Annotated in this window: 23 protein-coding genes and 2 tRNA genes; all 25 read left to right on the top strand. The window is 37.3% G+C overall.

The window, feature by feature from the left end:
* The first annotated feature begins 170 nt into the window (after positions 1-170).
* The 25 genes from JG537_RS05150 to JG537_RS05030 all read left to right on the top strand — a co-directional run bounded on the left by JG537_RS05150 (position 171) and on the right by JG537_RS05030 (position 12,806).
* Positions 171-566, top strand: coding sequence for a RusA family crossover junction endodeoxyribonuclease (locus tag JG537_RS05150; protein ID WP_199544536.1), 396 nt, complete (start codon positions 171-173; stop codon positions 564-566).
* A complete protein-coding gene (locus JG537_RS05145) occupies positions 563-820 on the top strand; it encodes a hypothetical protein (RefSeq protein ID WP_199544138.1) in 258 nt (85 codons plus the stop codon). Before JG537_RS05150 ends, JG537_RS05145 begins: the two co-directional genes overlap by 4 nt.
* Complete coding sequence (locus JG537_RS05140; protein WP_199544136.1) at positions 810-1,040, top strand: hypothetical protein; 231 nt, start codon at positions 810-812, stop codon at positions 1,038-1,040. The genes JG537_RS05145 and JG537_RS05140 overlap by 11 nt, the downstream gene beginning before the upstream one ends.
* Positions 1,033-1,185: a DUF7204 family protein gene (locus JG537_RS05135; protein ID WP_199544134.1), complete on the top strand. Its 153-nt coding sequence runs from the start codon at positions 1,033-1,035 to the stop codon at positions 1,183-1,185. Before JG537_RS05140 ends, JG537_RS05135 begins: the two co-directional genes overlap by 8 nt.
* Positions 1,182-1,394 (top strand): hypothetical protein, encoded by a 213-nt coding sequence (locus JG537_RS05130; protein ID WP_199544133.1) that lies wholly within the window; start codon positions 1,182-1,184, stop codon positions 1,392-1,394. Before JG537_RS05135 ends, JG537_RS05130 begins: the two co-directional genes overlap by 4 nt.
* Positions 1,387-1,950 (top strand): hypothetical protein, encoded by a 564-nt coding sequence (locus JG537_RS05125; protein ID WP_199544131.1) that lies wholly within the window; start codon positions 1,387-1,389, stop codon positions 1,948-1,950. Before JG537_RS05130 ends, JG537_RS05125 begins: the two co-directional genes overlap by 8 nt.
* Before the next feature lie 2 nt (positions 1,951-1,952).
* Positions 1,953-2,186 carry a hypothetical protein gene (locus JG537_RS05120; RefSeq protein WP_199544129.1) on the top strand — a complete coding sequence of 78 codons (234 nt, stop codon included), beginning with the start codon at positions 1,953-1,955 and terminating at the stop codon, positions 2,184-2,186.
* A gap of 2 nt (positions 2,187-2,188) precedes the next feature.
* Complete coding sequence (locus tag JG537_RS05115) at positions 2,189-2,377, top strand: HNH endonuclease family protein (protein WP_199544127.1); 189 nt, start codon at positions 2,189-2,191, stop codon at positions 2,375-2,377.
* Between the two features lie 489 nt (positions 2,378-2,866).
* The gene (locus JG537_RS05110) at positions 2,867-3,268 is read left to right on the top strand and encodes a DUF1492 domain-containing protein (protein WP_199544125.1); all 402 of its coding nucleotides are present in this window, start codon (positions 2,867-2,869) and stop codon (positions 3,266-3,268) included.
* 257 nt (positions 3,269-3,525) lie between these two features.
* Positions 3,526-3,597: transfer RNA gene (locus JG537_RS05105), tRNA-Lys, on the top strand.
* Positions 3,598-3,599: 2 nt separating this feature from the next.
* Positions 3,600-3,713, top strand: a tRNA-Ile gene (locus JG537_RS05100).
* Positions 3,714-3,769: 56 nt separating this feature from the next.
* The gene (locus tag JG537_RS05095) at positions 3,770-4,216 is read left to right on the top strand and encodes a terminase small subunit (RefSeq protein ID WP_199544123.1); all 447 of its coding nucleotides are present in this window, start codon (positions 3,770-3,772) and stop codon (positions 4,214-4,216) included.
* Positions 4,206-5,627, top strand: coding sequence for a phage terminase large subunit (terL, locus tag JG537_RS05090; protein WP_199544120.1), 1,422 nt, complete (start codon positions 4,206-4,208; stop codon positions 5,625-5,627). The genes JG537_RS05095 and terL overlap by 11 nt, the downstream gene beginning before the upstream one ends.
* Positions 5,628-5,638: 11 nt before the next feature.
* Complete coding sequence (locus JG537_RS05085; RefSeq protein ID WP_199544116.1) at positions 5,639-7,021, top strand: phage portal protein; 1,383 nt, start codon at positions 5,639-5,641, stop codon at positions 7,019-7,021.
* On the top strand, positions 7,014-8,615 hold the full coding sequence (locus JG537_RS05080) for a minor capsid protein (protein WP_199544113.1): 1,602 nt from the start codon (positions 7,014-7,016) through the stop codon (positions 8,613-8,615). The genes JG537_RS05085 and JG537_RS05080 overlap by 8 nt, the downstream gene beginning before the upstream one ends.
* The gene (locus JG537_RS05075) at positions 8,612-8,794 is read left to right on the top strand and encodes a 4-hydroxy-3-methylbut-2-enyl diphosphate reductase (protein ID WP_199544110.1); all 183 of its coding nucleotides are present in this window, start codon (positions 8,612-8,614) and stop codon (positions 8,792-8,794) included. The genes JG537_RS05080 and JG537_RS05075 overlap by 4 nt, the downstream gene beginning before the upstream one ends.
* Positions 8,795-9,076: 282 nt before the next feature.
* Complete coding sequence (locus tag JG537_RS05070; RefSeq protein WP_132868875.1) at positions 9,077-9,649, top strand: DUF4355 domain-containing protein; 573 nt, start codon at positions 9,077-9,079, stop codon at positions 9,647-9,649.
* A 7-nt stretch (positions 9,650-9,656) separates the two neighbouring features.
* Positions 9,657-10,505 carry a N4-gp56 family major capsid protein gene (locus JG537_RS05065; RefSeq protein ID WP_199544109.1) on the top strand — a complete coding sequence of 283 codons (849 nt, stop codon included), beginning with the start codon at positions 9,657-9,659 and terminating at the stop codon, positions 10,503-10,505.
* Positions 10,506-10,514: 9 nt separating this feature from the next.
* A complete protein-coding gene (locus JG537_RS05060; RefSeq protein WP_199544107.1) occupies positions 10,515-10,706 on the top strand; it encodes a Rho termination factor N-terminal domain-containing protein in 192 nt (63 codons plus the stop codon).
* Positions 10,699-10,884, top strand: coding sequence for a hypothetical protein (locus JG537_RS05055; protein ID WP_199544105.1), 186 nt, complete (start codon positions 10,699-10,701; stop codon positions 10,882-10,884). The genes JG537_RS05060 and JG537_RS05055 overlap by 8 nt, the downstream gene beginning before the upstream one ends.
* Before the next feature lie 16 nt (positions 10,885-10,900).
* On the top strand, positions 10,901-11,251 hold the full coding sequence (locus JG537_RS05050; protein ID WP_199544102.1) for a phage head-tail connector protein: 351 nt from the start codon (positions 10,901-10,903) through the stop codon (positions 11,249-11,251).
* Positions 11,193-11,519 (top strand): hypothetical protein, encoded by a 327-nt coding sequence (locus JG537_RS05045; protein ID WP_199544099.1) that lies wholly within the window; start codon positions 11,193-11,195, stop codon positions 11,517-11,519. The genes JG537_RS05050 and JG537_RS05045 overlap by 59 nt, the downstream gene beginning before the upstream one ends.
* On the top strand, positions 11,503-12,021 hold the full coding sequence (locus tag JG537_RS05040; protein ID WP_132868869.1) for an HK97-gp10 family putative phage morphogenesis protein: 519 nt from the start codon (positions 11,503-11,505) through the stop codon (positions 12,019-12,021). Before JG537_RS05045 ends, JG537_RS05040 begins: the two co-directional genes overlap by 17 nt.
* Positions 12,018-12,386, top strand: coding sequence for a hypothetical protein (locus JG537_RS05035; RefSeq protein ID WP_058692254.1), 369 nt, complete (start codon positions 12,018-12,020; stop codon positions 12,384-12,386). The genes JG537_RS05040 and JG537_RS05035 overlap by 4 nt, the downstream gene beginning before the upstream one ends.
* Positions 12,387-12,389: 3 nt before the next feature.
* Positions 12,390-12,806 (top strand): phage tail tube protein, encoded by a 417-nt coding sequence (locus JG537_RS05030; RefSeq protein ID WP_199544097.1) that lies wholly within the window; start codon positions 12,390-12,392, stop codon positions 12,804-12,806.
* The last annotated feature ends 2 nt before the right edge of the window (positions 12,807-12,808 follow it).

Genomic DNA, 12,808 nt, shown 5'->3' with positions numbered 1-12,808 from the left:
AATACTAATTTTTTATTTCTTTTGTGTACTGGCTGCTTTAGCGATTTTTTGTAAAGCAACAAATGAATATTTTGAAATGAAGAACAAGATTGATCAACAAAAAATAGACATTATATGTGATGCGTTGAAGAGGCTGTACAATGAGTAAACAAAAAGTTAAATGTGGAAGAATGATTGAATTCTTTATCCCGATGAAAAAAATTCCGACAGTCACACATCAACAAAAAAAGGTCCGTGTCATCCATGGTAAGCCACAGTTCTATGAGCCAGACGAGCTAAAGGAAACACGAGCAATGTTTATGGAGTTGTTAGTACCATATGCACCAAATGAACCGTTGGATGGTCCGTTGAGATTGACCACTAAATGGTTGTTTCCAAAAATAAAAGGAACAACTAACGGTCAATACAAGCATACGAAACCCGACACGGATAACCTGGTGAAGTTATTAAAAGATTGCATGGAAAGAACAGGATTCTATGTGAATGATTCGCGCGTAGCTAGTGAAGTGATTGAGAAATTTTGGGCTGACACAGTAGGAATTTATGTGAGGTTAGAAAGCTTATGAGTAGCAAGGGTGGAAATAAGTTAAAAGCAAAGCATTGTGTTGGATTTTATGAACGTCACACAGAAAATGCTTTGGAAGTGTTAGATGATTTTATCGAATGGGCTCACAAGAAACATCTCAAAAACTATATTGAGATTGGTAAGATGTTGAACGTTTCTCCAAACAAAGCAAATCGATTGCTGCACAGAGAAGTCTTACCAGAAGATAAAAATATAGTTCAAAGAATGAAGGAGGTCATGAGCCATGAAAATTGATTATATTGATTTCTTTCAAAATGAAGTCACAGCTTGGATGAAAGCTAGTAATCAAAAATCACAAGAACTTGGTTTTGGAACCTATGCTTACTGGGAATGGGCTAATCAGTCCATTGTGGCAATCTGCGAAAAATACGGTAATGATGAGTTAGTCAATGGTCAGTTTCATCTTATCTGGGATTGGTTAGATAAACAAGCGAAAGGAGTAAGCAATGTATGAGGTAGTGTTGTATTTTGACAATATGGTTGATGAGACGTATCGTTTTGATACGTACAAAGAAGCGCTTGAAAAAGTGAATAGTCTTAAATGGCAGTACCGAAACAAGCGTTTATACAGCTTTAAAGTGAGAAAGGTTGAAACATGAAAAATGAAGATTTAGTGATTGGATTAATTGTCATGCTTGCAGCATTTCTGTTCATCGCTGTTGGATATGACATCGGCAAACGTGAAAGCAAGTCTGAAATGACAGAGTTAAAAACAGAACTTGAACAGGCTAAGGCACAAATTAAACTCTTGGAAGAAAATCAAGTGATTGTTTATTATGCTGACAGCTGGGGAGGTAGTTATGACTAAGCAAGAAATGATAGACTTGTACGTTGAAACTAACGATTTTCACGAGGTCAAACAAAAATCTGGCTTGCCACCTTATCTTGTGCATATTATTTTGACACAAGCAGGTGTTTTAAAAATCCAAGACAAGATAAAATATGGCAATCATTCACAAAAAATGGGTGGTGAAGCTGAAGCATTATTCCAAAAACTAGTGCCAGAAGCGATTGACGCCAACAGGCAATTCATGAAGAACAATCCAGTCTATGATTTTGTTTATCGCAATTTAACGATTGATGTTAAATACAGTTCGGCGCACACGAGAAAATGTTACAAAACTGATACGATAGCTTGGCAAATTAACGCTAAAGGCAGTCAAGACATTATTGTGGCGTTTTTGGAACGTGAGAAAGGCGCAGAGCTAAACGAGCCTTACATTTTACTAATTCCAATGAATTTCGTAGATGTCAAAAAAGATTTGCATATCTCAAAAAGCGGTGTCTGGTTCAACGAATTCCAGGTCAAAGCAGATGACCTTGAAATGATTTTAGATAGCTATGCAGGCTTACTTGAGGAGTAGTTATGGTTAGAAATACATTTGAAGATTTAAATAATCATCTATTCGAGCAAATCGAGCGATTGAATGATGATGAGTTATCAGCTGACGAGCTAGAGCGTGAAGTAAAACGTGCTAAGTCAATCAGCGCAATCAGCGATAAGATTATCAAGGCAGCCGAAACACAATTGAAAGCATATGAGATGAGTCAAGAATATGAAGGCACGCCAAAACATATGCCAAAATTGTTAGGTGAGTAGATATGCCAAAAGGGTATATTCATCTTGACGGTGATAATACTAACTTTAGTCCAGATAATCTTTTCGAGGTGTCAACTGCCGAACTAAGAACGTTCTACAAGCGGCATTATCAAAAAATGTCACCAGAGCAAGCGAAAGCACGGTTGCTAGAAATCAGGCTTGATAATCTGGTTACCCACAAAGGCAAGTAGCAAGGTTCGAATCCTTGCGTGGGTATAGGCTAGGAATTAAAAACAATAAAGAAAGCAGGTTCCATGATGGCTATTCCCTAGTCGGTAGCCTAGACCTTAATCAAATCTTTTTATTTTACGGTATCTGTGACGGTCTTTAGTGTGGTTCGATTCCACATGCAGATATACCCAGAATATTTAAAAATGGAATAGAGGTGTTAACGCACTTCTTCTTACGCAAATTAGTATATAGCTTGTTGGTCTACTGGGTGGCTAGCTAGCAACAGACTGAAATCTTTTAGAAAAGAGGAACTCCTTAAATCTTTCTGTAAAACATTTCAAAGCAGTTTATCAGTCGACTGTGATTATGCAAGGCGCTGCTATATTTCCTCATGGTAATTCAATGTTTGGGTCGTGCGCCTGCCCATTTTTAATAAAAAAGAGCCTGCTCACGCAAGCTCGATATGATTTAAAATGCTATAACTATTATATCATATCGGAGGTTTGAAAGTGAGCAGAGCTAAGACTATTTTGAAAGATTTAAGAAATTTAGATTTATACATTCAAAGTCTAATCAGACGGCGAGATAGGCTTAATGCTTCACTACTTTCAAGCCCTCGGTGGTCTGCTGACAAGGTCAAAGGTGGACTAAGTCGTAAGCAAGATGATGTATACGCTGAATTACTTGATTCGATTGATGAGATTGATAATAAGACCGTTGAAGCAATTCAAAAGCGCAGAGAGTTGCAAGATATGATTGATAATCTGGAAGATACGGCAAGCAGAACTATTTTAAGTCTTATATACATTGATAAGATGTCAATGTATGAAGTAATGGACGAAATGAAGATAAGCGAACGCACTTATTTCAGGCTTAAGAAAATAGCTCAAAAACAGCTCGAAAAGTGTTGACAGCTATTGGCATATTTTGGCATAAAGAGGCAGCACATTGCAGTTTTAAAGTGTTATTATAGTATCATCAAGGTTTGGGGGTAAGATAATAAATCTTACCTTTTAGTTATAGGTTCCGCAACAGGTCAGACCACACTGGCTAGAGTTGAAAATAAAGGGTAAAGGATGCAACATCATGTGGACAGATGCCTAAAAAACGATACACAATCCAGGTTGAGTGTATCATGCTTGTTCGTGCAACCTTTTGGATAAGCAGTAGGAACATAGCAAAGGGGTGAATGCGACAGACTTTTAATCTGTAGGCGTAGGTTCGAATCCTGCTGTTTCTATTGACAAGGTAGTTATAAAGCGTGGACAGTTGATAGACGTATCAAAAAAAGAAACGCATGTGCAAAACGCTGGGCTGATAACTCAGAGATTGGAGGTTCAAATCCTTCTCTTGTCGTTCTCCTTTGATGCAAGAGTGTAAAGGTTCAAAGGAATACGTAGTCACACGTTTGTGTGGCTTTTTATTTTTTGCATGGGGGTGATGAATTGACGTTAACGAAACTACAAAAGAAATTTGCTGAAGGAATCGCTTTAGGTATGAAGCAAGGTCAAGCGGCACGTTATGCTGGTTATTCAGATAAAGTAGCAGATAATTTAGCAACTGAAAACATGAAAAACAGTGAAATACTTGAACAAATTGATAAATTGCAAGAGGTTAAAAAACAAGCTTTACGCCGTCGATTTCAAGGAATGGCGGAAGTTGCGTTTGATGAGCTTATTCATGTTTTAAAAGACGTTGATGCATCACCTCAAGCGCGTTTAAACGCCGCTAAAATGATACTTGATTACGCTGGTATGGAAGAACCTAAACAACTCAATGTTACGGCTGATGTGAACCAATCTAACCCATTTGAAGGACTGACAACGGATGAGTTAAGGAAGTTGATTGATGATGGATAAAACAGCAATCAAACAGCAAGCACGTTTTGAGTTAGCTCGTCGTGATTTCTTTTATTATTGTCATCTAATGGCAAGTGATTTTTATAAGCCGTCTCGTAAATACTTAGTTGAGCTTTGCAATGATTTGCAAGGCTTTTTAAGTGATGATGAGCATAATGTTTTAGTTATCAACGAACCACCCAGACACGGAAAATCAAGGACGGCAGGCATGTTCGTTCAATGGTTACTTGGAAATGACAACAACAAAAAGATAATGACTGGTTCATACAATGAAACGTTATCAACTGTATTTTCAAAGAATGTCAGAAATGCTATTCAAGAAACGAAAGCAGATAAAAACGTTACTGTGTTTAATGACATTTTTCCAGATACGCATATCAAGTATGGTGACGCTGCTATGAACCTGTGGAGTTTAGAGGGTGGATATAACAATTATTTGGCTACCAGTCCAACTGGTACAGCGACTGGTTTTGGTGCTGATATTATTATCGTTGATGACCTTATTAAAAATGCCGAAGAAGCTAACAATGCTACTGTTTTAGAAAAGCATTGGGAGTGGTTCACAAATACTATGTTATCTCGCCTTGAAGAAGGCGGAAAAATTATCATTATCATGACGCGTTGGCATTCGCAAGACTTAGCAGGTAAGGCGCTGGTTGAACTTCCTAAGTCTGATTACAAGGTCAAACATATCAGCATGAAAGCTTATGATGAAGCGACAGATACCATGCTATGTGATGAAGTTTTGAGTAAACAAGCTTATCTTCAAAAGACCAAGACCATGGGAGCTGACATAGCTTCTGCTAACTATCAGCAAGAACCAATTGACTTAAAAGGGCGTTTATATTCTGGCTTTAAAACTTACGATACAAGACCTAAATTCAAGCGTATTAGTGCTTATACCGATACGGCAGATACAGGAAGTGACTATCTATCAAGTTATATTTACGGTGTGACATCTGATAATGAAGCTTATATTCTTGATATTGTCTTTACTAAAGAACCAATGGAAGTCACCGAACCATTGCTTGCCAGAAAATTAGCGGAGCATGAAGTCAATACATGCGATATTGAAAGTAATAACGGTGGTCGTGGCTTTGCCCGTAACGTTGAAAGGTTAACTAAAACACAATATAACAATCATTACACGCTTTTTAATTGGTTTCATCAGTCACAAAACAAACAAGCTCGTATTTTAACAAATGCTACATGGGCAATTGAACACATTTACTTTCCAGAAAACTGGCGTCACAAATGGCCTGAACTCTATCAGGAACTGATGTCTTACCAACGCGAGGGTAAAAACGCACATGATGACGCAGCAGATGCTCTAACAGGTATTGTTGAAAGTATTAATAACAAAATTAAAACAAAAGCTAAAGTTCGACGTAAGTCAGCTTATGGTTTGTAGAAAGGAGTCACATGCAGGACGACACATTGATTTATTCTCGTAGCAAATACGACGAAGAAAACTTAAATCTCGATATTATTTATAAACTTATCACCGTTCATGCTTCAGAAAGCAAACGACTAAAAACGTTAAAAGATTATTACCTTGGCAAGCATGATATTTTAAATCATAAACGACGGTCAAATTTACCAAACTTTAAAACCGTTGCTAACCATGCTAAAGATATAGCTGACACGTCAACTGGCTATTTCATGGGTAACAGTATTACATACACAAATACGTCAGAAGCAGATATTGAAGCGTTGCTTAATGCGTTTGATAAAGCAGATGTGGACCATGTAGATAACGAGAATGCCCTCAACATGGCTATTTATGGTCGTGCATATGAATTTGTATTTGCGAAAGAAAATGAAACAGAGCTAAGCATTCGAAGTCTCGAACCAGAAAACACATTTATTGTTTATGATGATTCGATTGAACAACGTCCATTATTTGCGGTTTATTATTACGATATTATGGACGATGTCAGTCAGAATACAACGTACAGAGCAGAAGTTTTAACTGAAAACTATCACTATCACATGACGTTGCGTGGTTTTGAAAATGCTGATAATGAATCATCAAAACCAGAAGAACATCATATGGGTGCTATTCCAATCGTTGAATATCGAAATAATGGATTTATGATTGGTGATTATGAACAACAATTAGGTTTGATTGACGCTTATAATTCATTGACTGCTAATCGTGTGAATGATAAAGAACAAGCTATCGATTCTATTTTGGTGCTTTACGGCGCTAGTTTAGCAGATAGTGCAGAGGAAGCGCACGAAGCTATGCAGATTTTGAGTGAGGAAGGCTTGCTTGAATTGCCAGCAGATGCTAAGGCTGGTTTCTTAAATAATGTGTTAGATGAAAATGCTATTGAGGTGTTGCGTAAAGCGTTGAAACAAGACATCTACACATTTAGTCATGTTCCTAATTTAACAGATGAGAATTTCGCTAGTAATGTGTCTGGTGTGGCTATGGAATACAAATTGTTAGGCTTAGAAATGATTACTAAGACTAAAGAACAGCATTATAGCAAGTCACTTCGTAAGCGTATTAAGCTGTTTTGTAATTATTTAGGTTTGAAACAAATTGCACTTGACGCAAAAGCAATCGTGCCACAATATAAACGTGGTTTGCCTAAGAACTTACTTGAATTGTCACAAATTATCAACAATCTTGACGGTAAAGTAAGTCTTCGTCAATTGATTTCTTTATTGCCGTTCGTAGAAGACCCAGACGCAGAATTAAAAGCGCTCGAGGAAGAGCAAGAAAATAAAACTGACGAAGTTCCAGCGTTTGTTCAAAATTTGCCATTAAATCAAGAAGATGATGTAGATGAGTAAGAAGTTAAGTTACTGGGAACGTCGTAAAGCACAGCTTATCTTTAACCAAATGGATAAAGCAGAAAAACAGGCTGATTCGTTTGACGCTATTTACGACGAAGCCAAACGCTATTTGACCAGACAATCTAACAAAGTTTTTGATAAGTTTCAACGTGATTATGGCTTGACTGAAAAAGAAGCACGTTTAGTATTAAAGACAATAAAAGATGATAAGACAATTGATAATCTTAAACGACAGCTTCAAGCACAACCAGATAACCCAAATATAAATCAGTTGTTAGCTGATTTAGACAGCCCAGCATTTGCTTTTAGAATTAATCGCTTTAATGACTTGCAGAAACAAATTGACAATATTTCTAATAAGGTATATCGAAGCGAAAAGCAACAATCGGATACTTATTATTCTGATTTCATGAATGATAGTTATTATCATCATACTTACGAGCTTCAAAAACGCCTTGGTGTTGCATATGATTTTAACACCCTACCAGAGCGTGAGATTTCACGTTTACAGCGTTCTAATTGGTATGGGGATAATTATTCAAGCAGAATTTGGAACAACACGCAGGCGCTAGCAGATAGCCTAAAAAACGAGCTTTTAATTGGACTTATGACTGGACGCAGCACTCGTGATATTGCTGAAATCATTTCACAACGTTTTGATGTTGGTAAGAACGCTTCAAGGCGATTGGTTCGTACAGAATCAGCATATTATCATGGTCAAATGGAGTTGAAAAGCTATGATGAAGCTGACATCGATCAATATCAATTTGTAGCTACGCTTGACTTAAGAACATCTACTATTTGCCGTGAACATGACCAACTAGTGTATAAGACGAAAGAAGCGACAGTCGGCGTTAACTATCCACCTATGCACCCTTGGTGTCGTTCGACAACCATTGCTTACTTTGATGATAAGTGGGCTAAAGGTAAGAAACGACGTGCGAAGGACCCTAAAACAGGTAAAAACATACTTGTTCCAGCTGATATGACTTATGATGACTGGTACGCTAAACATGTAAAACCGCTGTATAAAGTTGACGGTTTGAAACAGTCTGATATTGATAGAGCTAACCAACAATACATCAAATACAAAGACATTTTAGGGGTTGAAAGAACTCCTAAAACATTGGCAGATTTTGTTGATTTAAAGTATAATAACGCTGAGGGATACAAGCAGTTAAGGCTTAAATCACGTTTGCAAGAACACATAAATAATGGTGATTTGTCTTTGACTATTAATCAAGATAAACAAAATAGACACACTCAAAATCATAAAGCTTATAATAATTATGTACAACATAATAAGTCAAAAGGAAAACCCATACCAGGTTATCTTACTGTAGACAATGCGACTGTTCAAAAGATTATAAACGATAATTATTTGAACGGCACAATTATTAGACGTCAGGGTGGTCAGTATAGTGCTATTATTAAAACAGATACTAAGAGTGGTGTAGCTTATAGTATTCACGATTTAACAGGGGCTAACCCAATTGCAACTGATGAATTTACAATACATATTTCAAAATCGACAACGCATTTAGTTCCAAGAATACCAAGCGATAATAAAACTAAAGGAGGTACCTCATGAAATTGTGGGAATATATAAATAAAGATGTTCGTATCATTTTAAATGATGGTACGTCTGTTTCTGGGAAAGTTTCTGATTGGTTTGACGGCTATGATATTGATGGCGAAGATGAAATTGTCATAGATAATCAATCGTACTCAGAAGACAATATTAAACAAATAGAAATCATAAGCACTTAGTCAATTTGATTAGGTGCTTTTCTTATGCTTAAAAGGAGATAAAATTATGGTAAATTTCATCTGGCAATTAGCCAGTTTTTTATTTGGTTTTATTACAGTAGTGTTTTTATTGATTGCATTAATAGCGTTTATTAAAGCATTTTATCGATTATCGAAGTGGTTATTAAAGCTCTAAAAGAATAGTCGTAGTGATACGGCTTTTTTGTTTGTCCAGGCATGGAAGACGTTAAAAGCTATGGATTTAATAGTCGGGGACGACTTAAAACGTAGGAGGTGCCAAATATGGCAGAAGAAAACGACAACGTTGAAGTGGTAGAAACTGACAAGACTGCTGCAGGGTCTGAACAATCAAAGCCACAAGACGAAAAGAAGTACACAGACGCAGATGTTGATGCCATTATTGATAAGAAATTTGCAAAATGGAAAGCTGATCAAGAAGCTAAAGAATCTGAAGCTAAAAAGTTAGCTAAGATGAACGCTGACGATAAACAAGCTTATCAACTTAAAAAACGTGAGCAAGAATTAGCTGACCGTGAAGCAGAAATCAACAAACGCGAATTGACAGCAGAAGCTAAATCTATTCTAAGCGAACGTGGCTTACCAATTGAGTTAGTTAACAACGTCAATTTGACTGACGCAGATAGTGTACATGAATCAATTGACCAACTACAAAAGAGTTGGGAGGAAGCTGTTCAAAAAGGTGTTTCAGAACGTATTAAGGGTGGTAAACCAATTCCAAAAGCACCAAGTGCGCCAGCTGAAATTACCAAAGAACAGTTTGACAAAATGGGTTACAAGAGCCGTAACGAGCTGTTCGAACGTAATCCCGAACTATATAACAAACTGAAAGGATAATTAAACTATGCCAACAGGAACTACTAAATTAGCAAACATGATTAATCCAGAAGTTATGGCGGATATGGTTTCTGCTAAACTTCCAAAACTATTAAAATTTACACCACTTGCTTATGTCGAAACAGCGCTTGAAGGACAACCAGGTGACACTCTGACAGTTCCAGCTTTCGAGTATGCAGGTGATGCCACAGATGTTGCTGAAGGTGAAGCTATTCCACTTGACCAATTGACAACTAAAAAGACAACAATGACTATCAAAAAAGCTGGTAAAGGGTATGAAATTACCGACGAAGCTGTTTTATCTGGACTTGGTGACCCTATCGGACAAGCAACTCATCAGCTTGGTTTAGCTATTGCTAACAAAATTGATAATGACCTTGTGGAAATCGCTAAAACAGCTACACAGCACGTTGCTGAAGCGCCAACAACACTTGAAACAATTGACAAGGCACTTCAAATTTTCGAAGATGAAGAAGATGTGCGTTATGTCGCTGTCATCAATCCAAAAGATGCCATTTCACTAAAAGCGAATATTGGTAAAGAATGGATTAAAGGTTCAGAACTTGGTGCTGAAATGGTTGTGGCTGGCACATTTGGTGAAGCTGGAGGAGTTCAAATCGTCCGTTCTAAGAAAGTAGAACAAGGCAAAGGTTTCCTTGTGCAAGTATCTGCTAAAGAAACAGACCCAGACGACGAAGCTAAATATGGTGCATTTGTTATTAATTTAAAACGTAACATTGCTGTTGAAACAGACCGCGACATTATTAAGAAAACAACTGTAATCACTGGTGATGAACACTACGGTGTTTATCTATATGACCAATCAAAAGTCGTCAAATTTGGTGAATCAGAATAAGGAGCGTTTATGGGAATGCTACTAAGACGCCATTACCCACCTAAAAAGACTGTGGAAGTTGAAGAAGCTGTGGAAGTTGAAGAGGCTGATAGCTTGTCAGATTTGAACGTTAAAGAGCTAAAAGAATTAGCTAAGCAACGTGGTATTGAGGGTTATAGCACTCTAACTAAGCAGGAACTTTTGGAGGTGCTAAATGGTTAAATTAAAAGTGTTGCAAGATTTCCACGACTGGCAAGCAAAAGTTTTACGCCCAAAAGGAGCAGTTATTGAAGTGACTGAACAACGTTTCAAAGAACTATCTAAAAATCTTGAATCGCAGGGAGTCAAAACTGATACAGTTGTGGAAGTTATTAAGGAAGATAAGAAATCTTCTAAGTAACAAGTAAGGAGGTTTCATGGATAATCTTGAAACTTTACAAACGTTAACTGGCGAAAGTGATTCAAAATTACTTTCGCCTTTACTTTTGCGGGCTAAAAATATTATTTTGACAATGACGAACCGAACAAAACTAATTCCAGTTTTGGAAGGCTTACAGCTTGAGTTGGCTCTGGAACTGTACAACAAACAAGGTAGTGAAGGTGAGTCATCACGTAGTGAAGGCGGTGTATCGGTCAGCTACAAAGACGGTGTTTCAGAGACGTTAAAAGCTAGTATTAATCAATACCGATTGGCAAAGGTGGGCGGATATGCGTTTGAAAAAGAACAGACTAAAACCGTATCTACTGAAGAAACATCAGACGATTAAAACTAACGAGGGTCTAAAAAGGACTGGCTATAGTGATGAAGGTGTTACGATTTATGCAGAAATATGGCCAGCGTCAGGCAATGTGCAAGCAGAAGTATATGGACAACGACTAAGTTATATTTTAAATGCTTTAGTTGAACGCAATACAACGATTAATGAGCTTGACGGGCTATGTATTAATAGTGATAACATAACACATAAAGTCATTTCAATAAAAACCTACAGCAATCACAAGGTGTTGGAATTAGAAGATGTCAGAAATCGTTAATGCTGATAAATTGATTGCAAAATTACGCAGACTGTCTGACAGCAGGACGACTACAGATATTGTTTTGACGGCTGCCAATGGCGGTGGAAAAATGGTACAAGGTGAAGCTAAGCTAGGAGCCCCTGTCAATTCTGGTGAATTGCGTAATGAAGGCATACAAGTAAAAGCTGAAGCTAAAAGCGTTGGTGAAGCGATAGCAGTTGTTTACGTTACGAAAGAATACGGTATATACGTTGAACTTGGAACAGGACCAGTTGGGCAAGCTAACCATTCAGGTATTTCACCAGAAATCAGTGTCTCTTATCGTTCGACGCCGTGGTATGTTCATGAAAGTCAAATTGATGTAGGACCATATCACTTCCAAAAAGTAGGTGAATTTTATAAGATGTATGGTCAGCCAGCACAACCTTATCTATACCCTGCGTTAAAAAATAACGAGAAACGTGTTTCACAGTATATTTGCACTTACGTTAACAAAAGGATAAAGGAAATTGTCAAATGATTAATATTAAACCGCTTATTTATAAAGAGCTTGAGAAGCTTACGGATAATGTCACAGACACTTATCCAGATGATTGGGAACATTTTCCAGTGGTTATCTATTTGGAAGAGGAAAATAAGCCTTATGAACAATACGATAACCAAGAACAAAAAACATATGTCAGATATAAGGTCGATATCTTTAACAACGATACAACAAGCGATATGGCTACGTCTATCAACTCTATATTTGCAAGTTTGGGACTTAAACGTACGACTTGCCAAGATGTGCCAGACCCTAGCAATTTACGTCACAAGTTAATGCGTTTTGAAGGTATCGTTGACCTTAACTCTGAACTTGTTTATCAACAAAGAATGGAAGGATAATTTATGTTAGCAAATGGAATTACACTAGGTTACTCAACTTCTGGTAAAACTAGTTTTACGAATTTGACAGGACTAAAAGAAGTTCCTGAAATTGGGGTTGATCCAGAAAAAGTAGATAACACTACATTGGCAGATTCAGTTAAACAATACGAACTTGGTATTGGTGATGCGGGTGAATTGGAATACAAATTTGCCTTTTCAAATACTAATGAAGCTGATTCGTACCGTGTCTTGCGTAAATTGCAAGAAGCAGGAACTGTTGCCAACTTTGAACACAAATACCCAGACGGTACTAAAGTTAATTTCTCTGGTCAAGTTTCAGTTAAAATCGGTAGCGGTGCTGTCAATGGTGTTATTGAGTTTACAGCAAGCATTGCGTTGCAATCGGCACTTGAATTTACAGACCCAATCGGAGGTTAATT

It is taken from the genome of Streptococcus vicugnae (assembly GCF_016461705.1).
Classification (GTDB): Bacteria; Bacillota; Bacilli; order Lactobacillales; family Streptococcaceae; genus Streptococcus; species Streptococcus vicugnae.
This window is presented reverse-complemented; position numbering and strand designations above follow the sequence as displayed.

What these genes read in the sequence shown, in the direction of transcription:
- JG537_RS05150 (WP_199544536.1), top strand. Translation starts at nt 171, where the DNA reads ATGATTGAATTCTTTATCCCGATGAAAAAAATTCCGACAGTCACACAT.
- JG537_RS05145 (WP_199544138.1), top strand. Translation starts at nt 563, where the DNA reads ATGAGTAGCAAGGGTGGAAATAAGTTAAAAGCAAAGCATTGTGTTGGA.
- JG537_RS05140 (WP_199544136.1), top strand. Translation starts at nt 810, where the DNA reads ATGAAAATTGATTATATTGATTTCTTTCAAAATGAAGTCACAGCTTGG.
- JG537_RS05135 (WP_199544134.1), top strand. Translation starts at nt 1,033, where the DNA reads ATGTATGAGGTAGTGTTGTATTTTGACAATATGGTTGATGAGACGTAT.
- JG537_RS05130 (WP_199544133.1), top strand. Translation starts at nt 1,182, where the DNA reads ATGAAAAATGAAGATTTAGTGATTGGATTAATTGTCATGCTTGCAGCA.
- JG537_RS05125 (WP_199544131.1), top strand. Translation starts at nt 1,387, where the DNA reads ATGACTAAGCAAGAAATGATAGACTTGTACGTTGAAACTAACGATTTT.
- JG537_RS05120 (WP_199544129.1), top strand. Translation starts at nt 1,953, where the DNA reads ATGGTTAGAAATACATTTGAAGATTTAAATAATCATCTATTCGAGCAA.
- JG537_RS05115 (WP_199544127.1), top strand. Translation starts at nt 2,189, where the DNA reads ATGCCAAAAGGGTATATTCATCTTGACGGTGATAATACTAACTTTAGT.
- terL (WP_199544120.1), top strand. Translation starts at nt 4,206, where the DNA reads ATGATGGATAAAACAGCAATCAAACAGCAAGCACGTTTTGAGTTAGCT.
- JG537_RS05085 (WP_199544116.1), top strand. Translation starts at nt 5,639, where the DNA reads ATGCAGGACGACACATTGATTTATTCTCGTAGCAAATACGACGAAGAA.
- JG537_RS05080 (WP_199544113.1), top strand. Translation starts at nt 7,014, where the DNA reads ATGAGTAAGAAGTTAAGTTACTGGGAACGTCGTAAAGCACAGCTTATC.
- JG537_RS05075 (WP_199544110.1), top strand. Translation starts at nt 8,612, where the DNA reads ATGAAATTGTGGGAATATATAAATAAAGATGTTCGTATCATTTTAAAT.
- JG537_RS05070 (WP_132868875.1), top strand. Translation starts at nt 9,077, where the DNA reads ATGGCAGAAGAAAACGACAACGTTGAAGTGGTAGAAACTGACAAGACT.
- JG537_RS05065 (WP_199544109.1), top strand. Translation starts at nt 9,657, where the DNA reads ATGCCAACAGGAACTACTAAATTAGCAAACATGATTAATCCAGAAGTT.
- JG537_RS05060 (WP_199544107.1), top strand. Translation starts at nt 10,515, where the DNA reads ATGGGAATGCTACTAAGACGCCATTACCCACCTAAAAAGACTGTGGAA.
- JG537_RS05055 (WP_199544105.1), top strand. Translation starts at nt 10,699, where the DNA reads ATGGTTAAATTAAAAGTGTTGCAAGATTTCCACGACTGGCAAGCAAAA.
- JG537_RS05050 (WP_199544102.1), top strand. Translation starts at nt 10,901, where the DNA reads ATGGATAATCTTGAAACTTTACAAACGTTAACTGGCGAAAGTGATTCA.
- JG537_RS05045 (WP_199544099.1), top strand. Translation starts at nt 11,193, where the DNA reads ATGCGTTTGAAAAAGAACAGACTAAAACCGTATCTACTGAAGAAACAT.
- JG537_RS05040 (WP_132868869.1), top strand. Translation starts at nt 11,503, where the DNA reads ATGTCAGAAATCGTTAATGCTGATAAATTGATTGCAAAATTACGCAGA.
- JG537_RS05035 (WP_058692254.1), top strand. Translation starts at nt 12,018, where the DNA reads ATGATTAATATTAAACCGCTTATTTATAAAGAGCTTGAGAAGCTTACG.
- JG537_RS05030 (WP_199544097.1), top strand. Translation starts at nt 12,390, where the DNA reads ATGTTAGCAAATGGAATTACACTAGGTTACTCAACTTCTGGTAAAACT.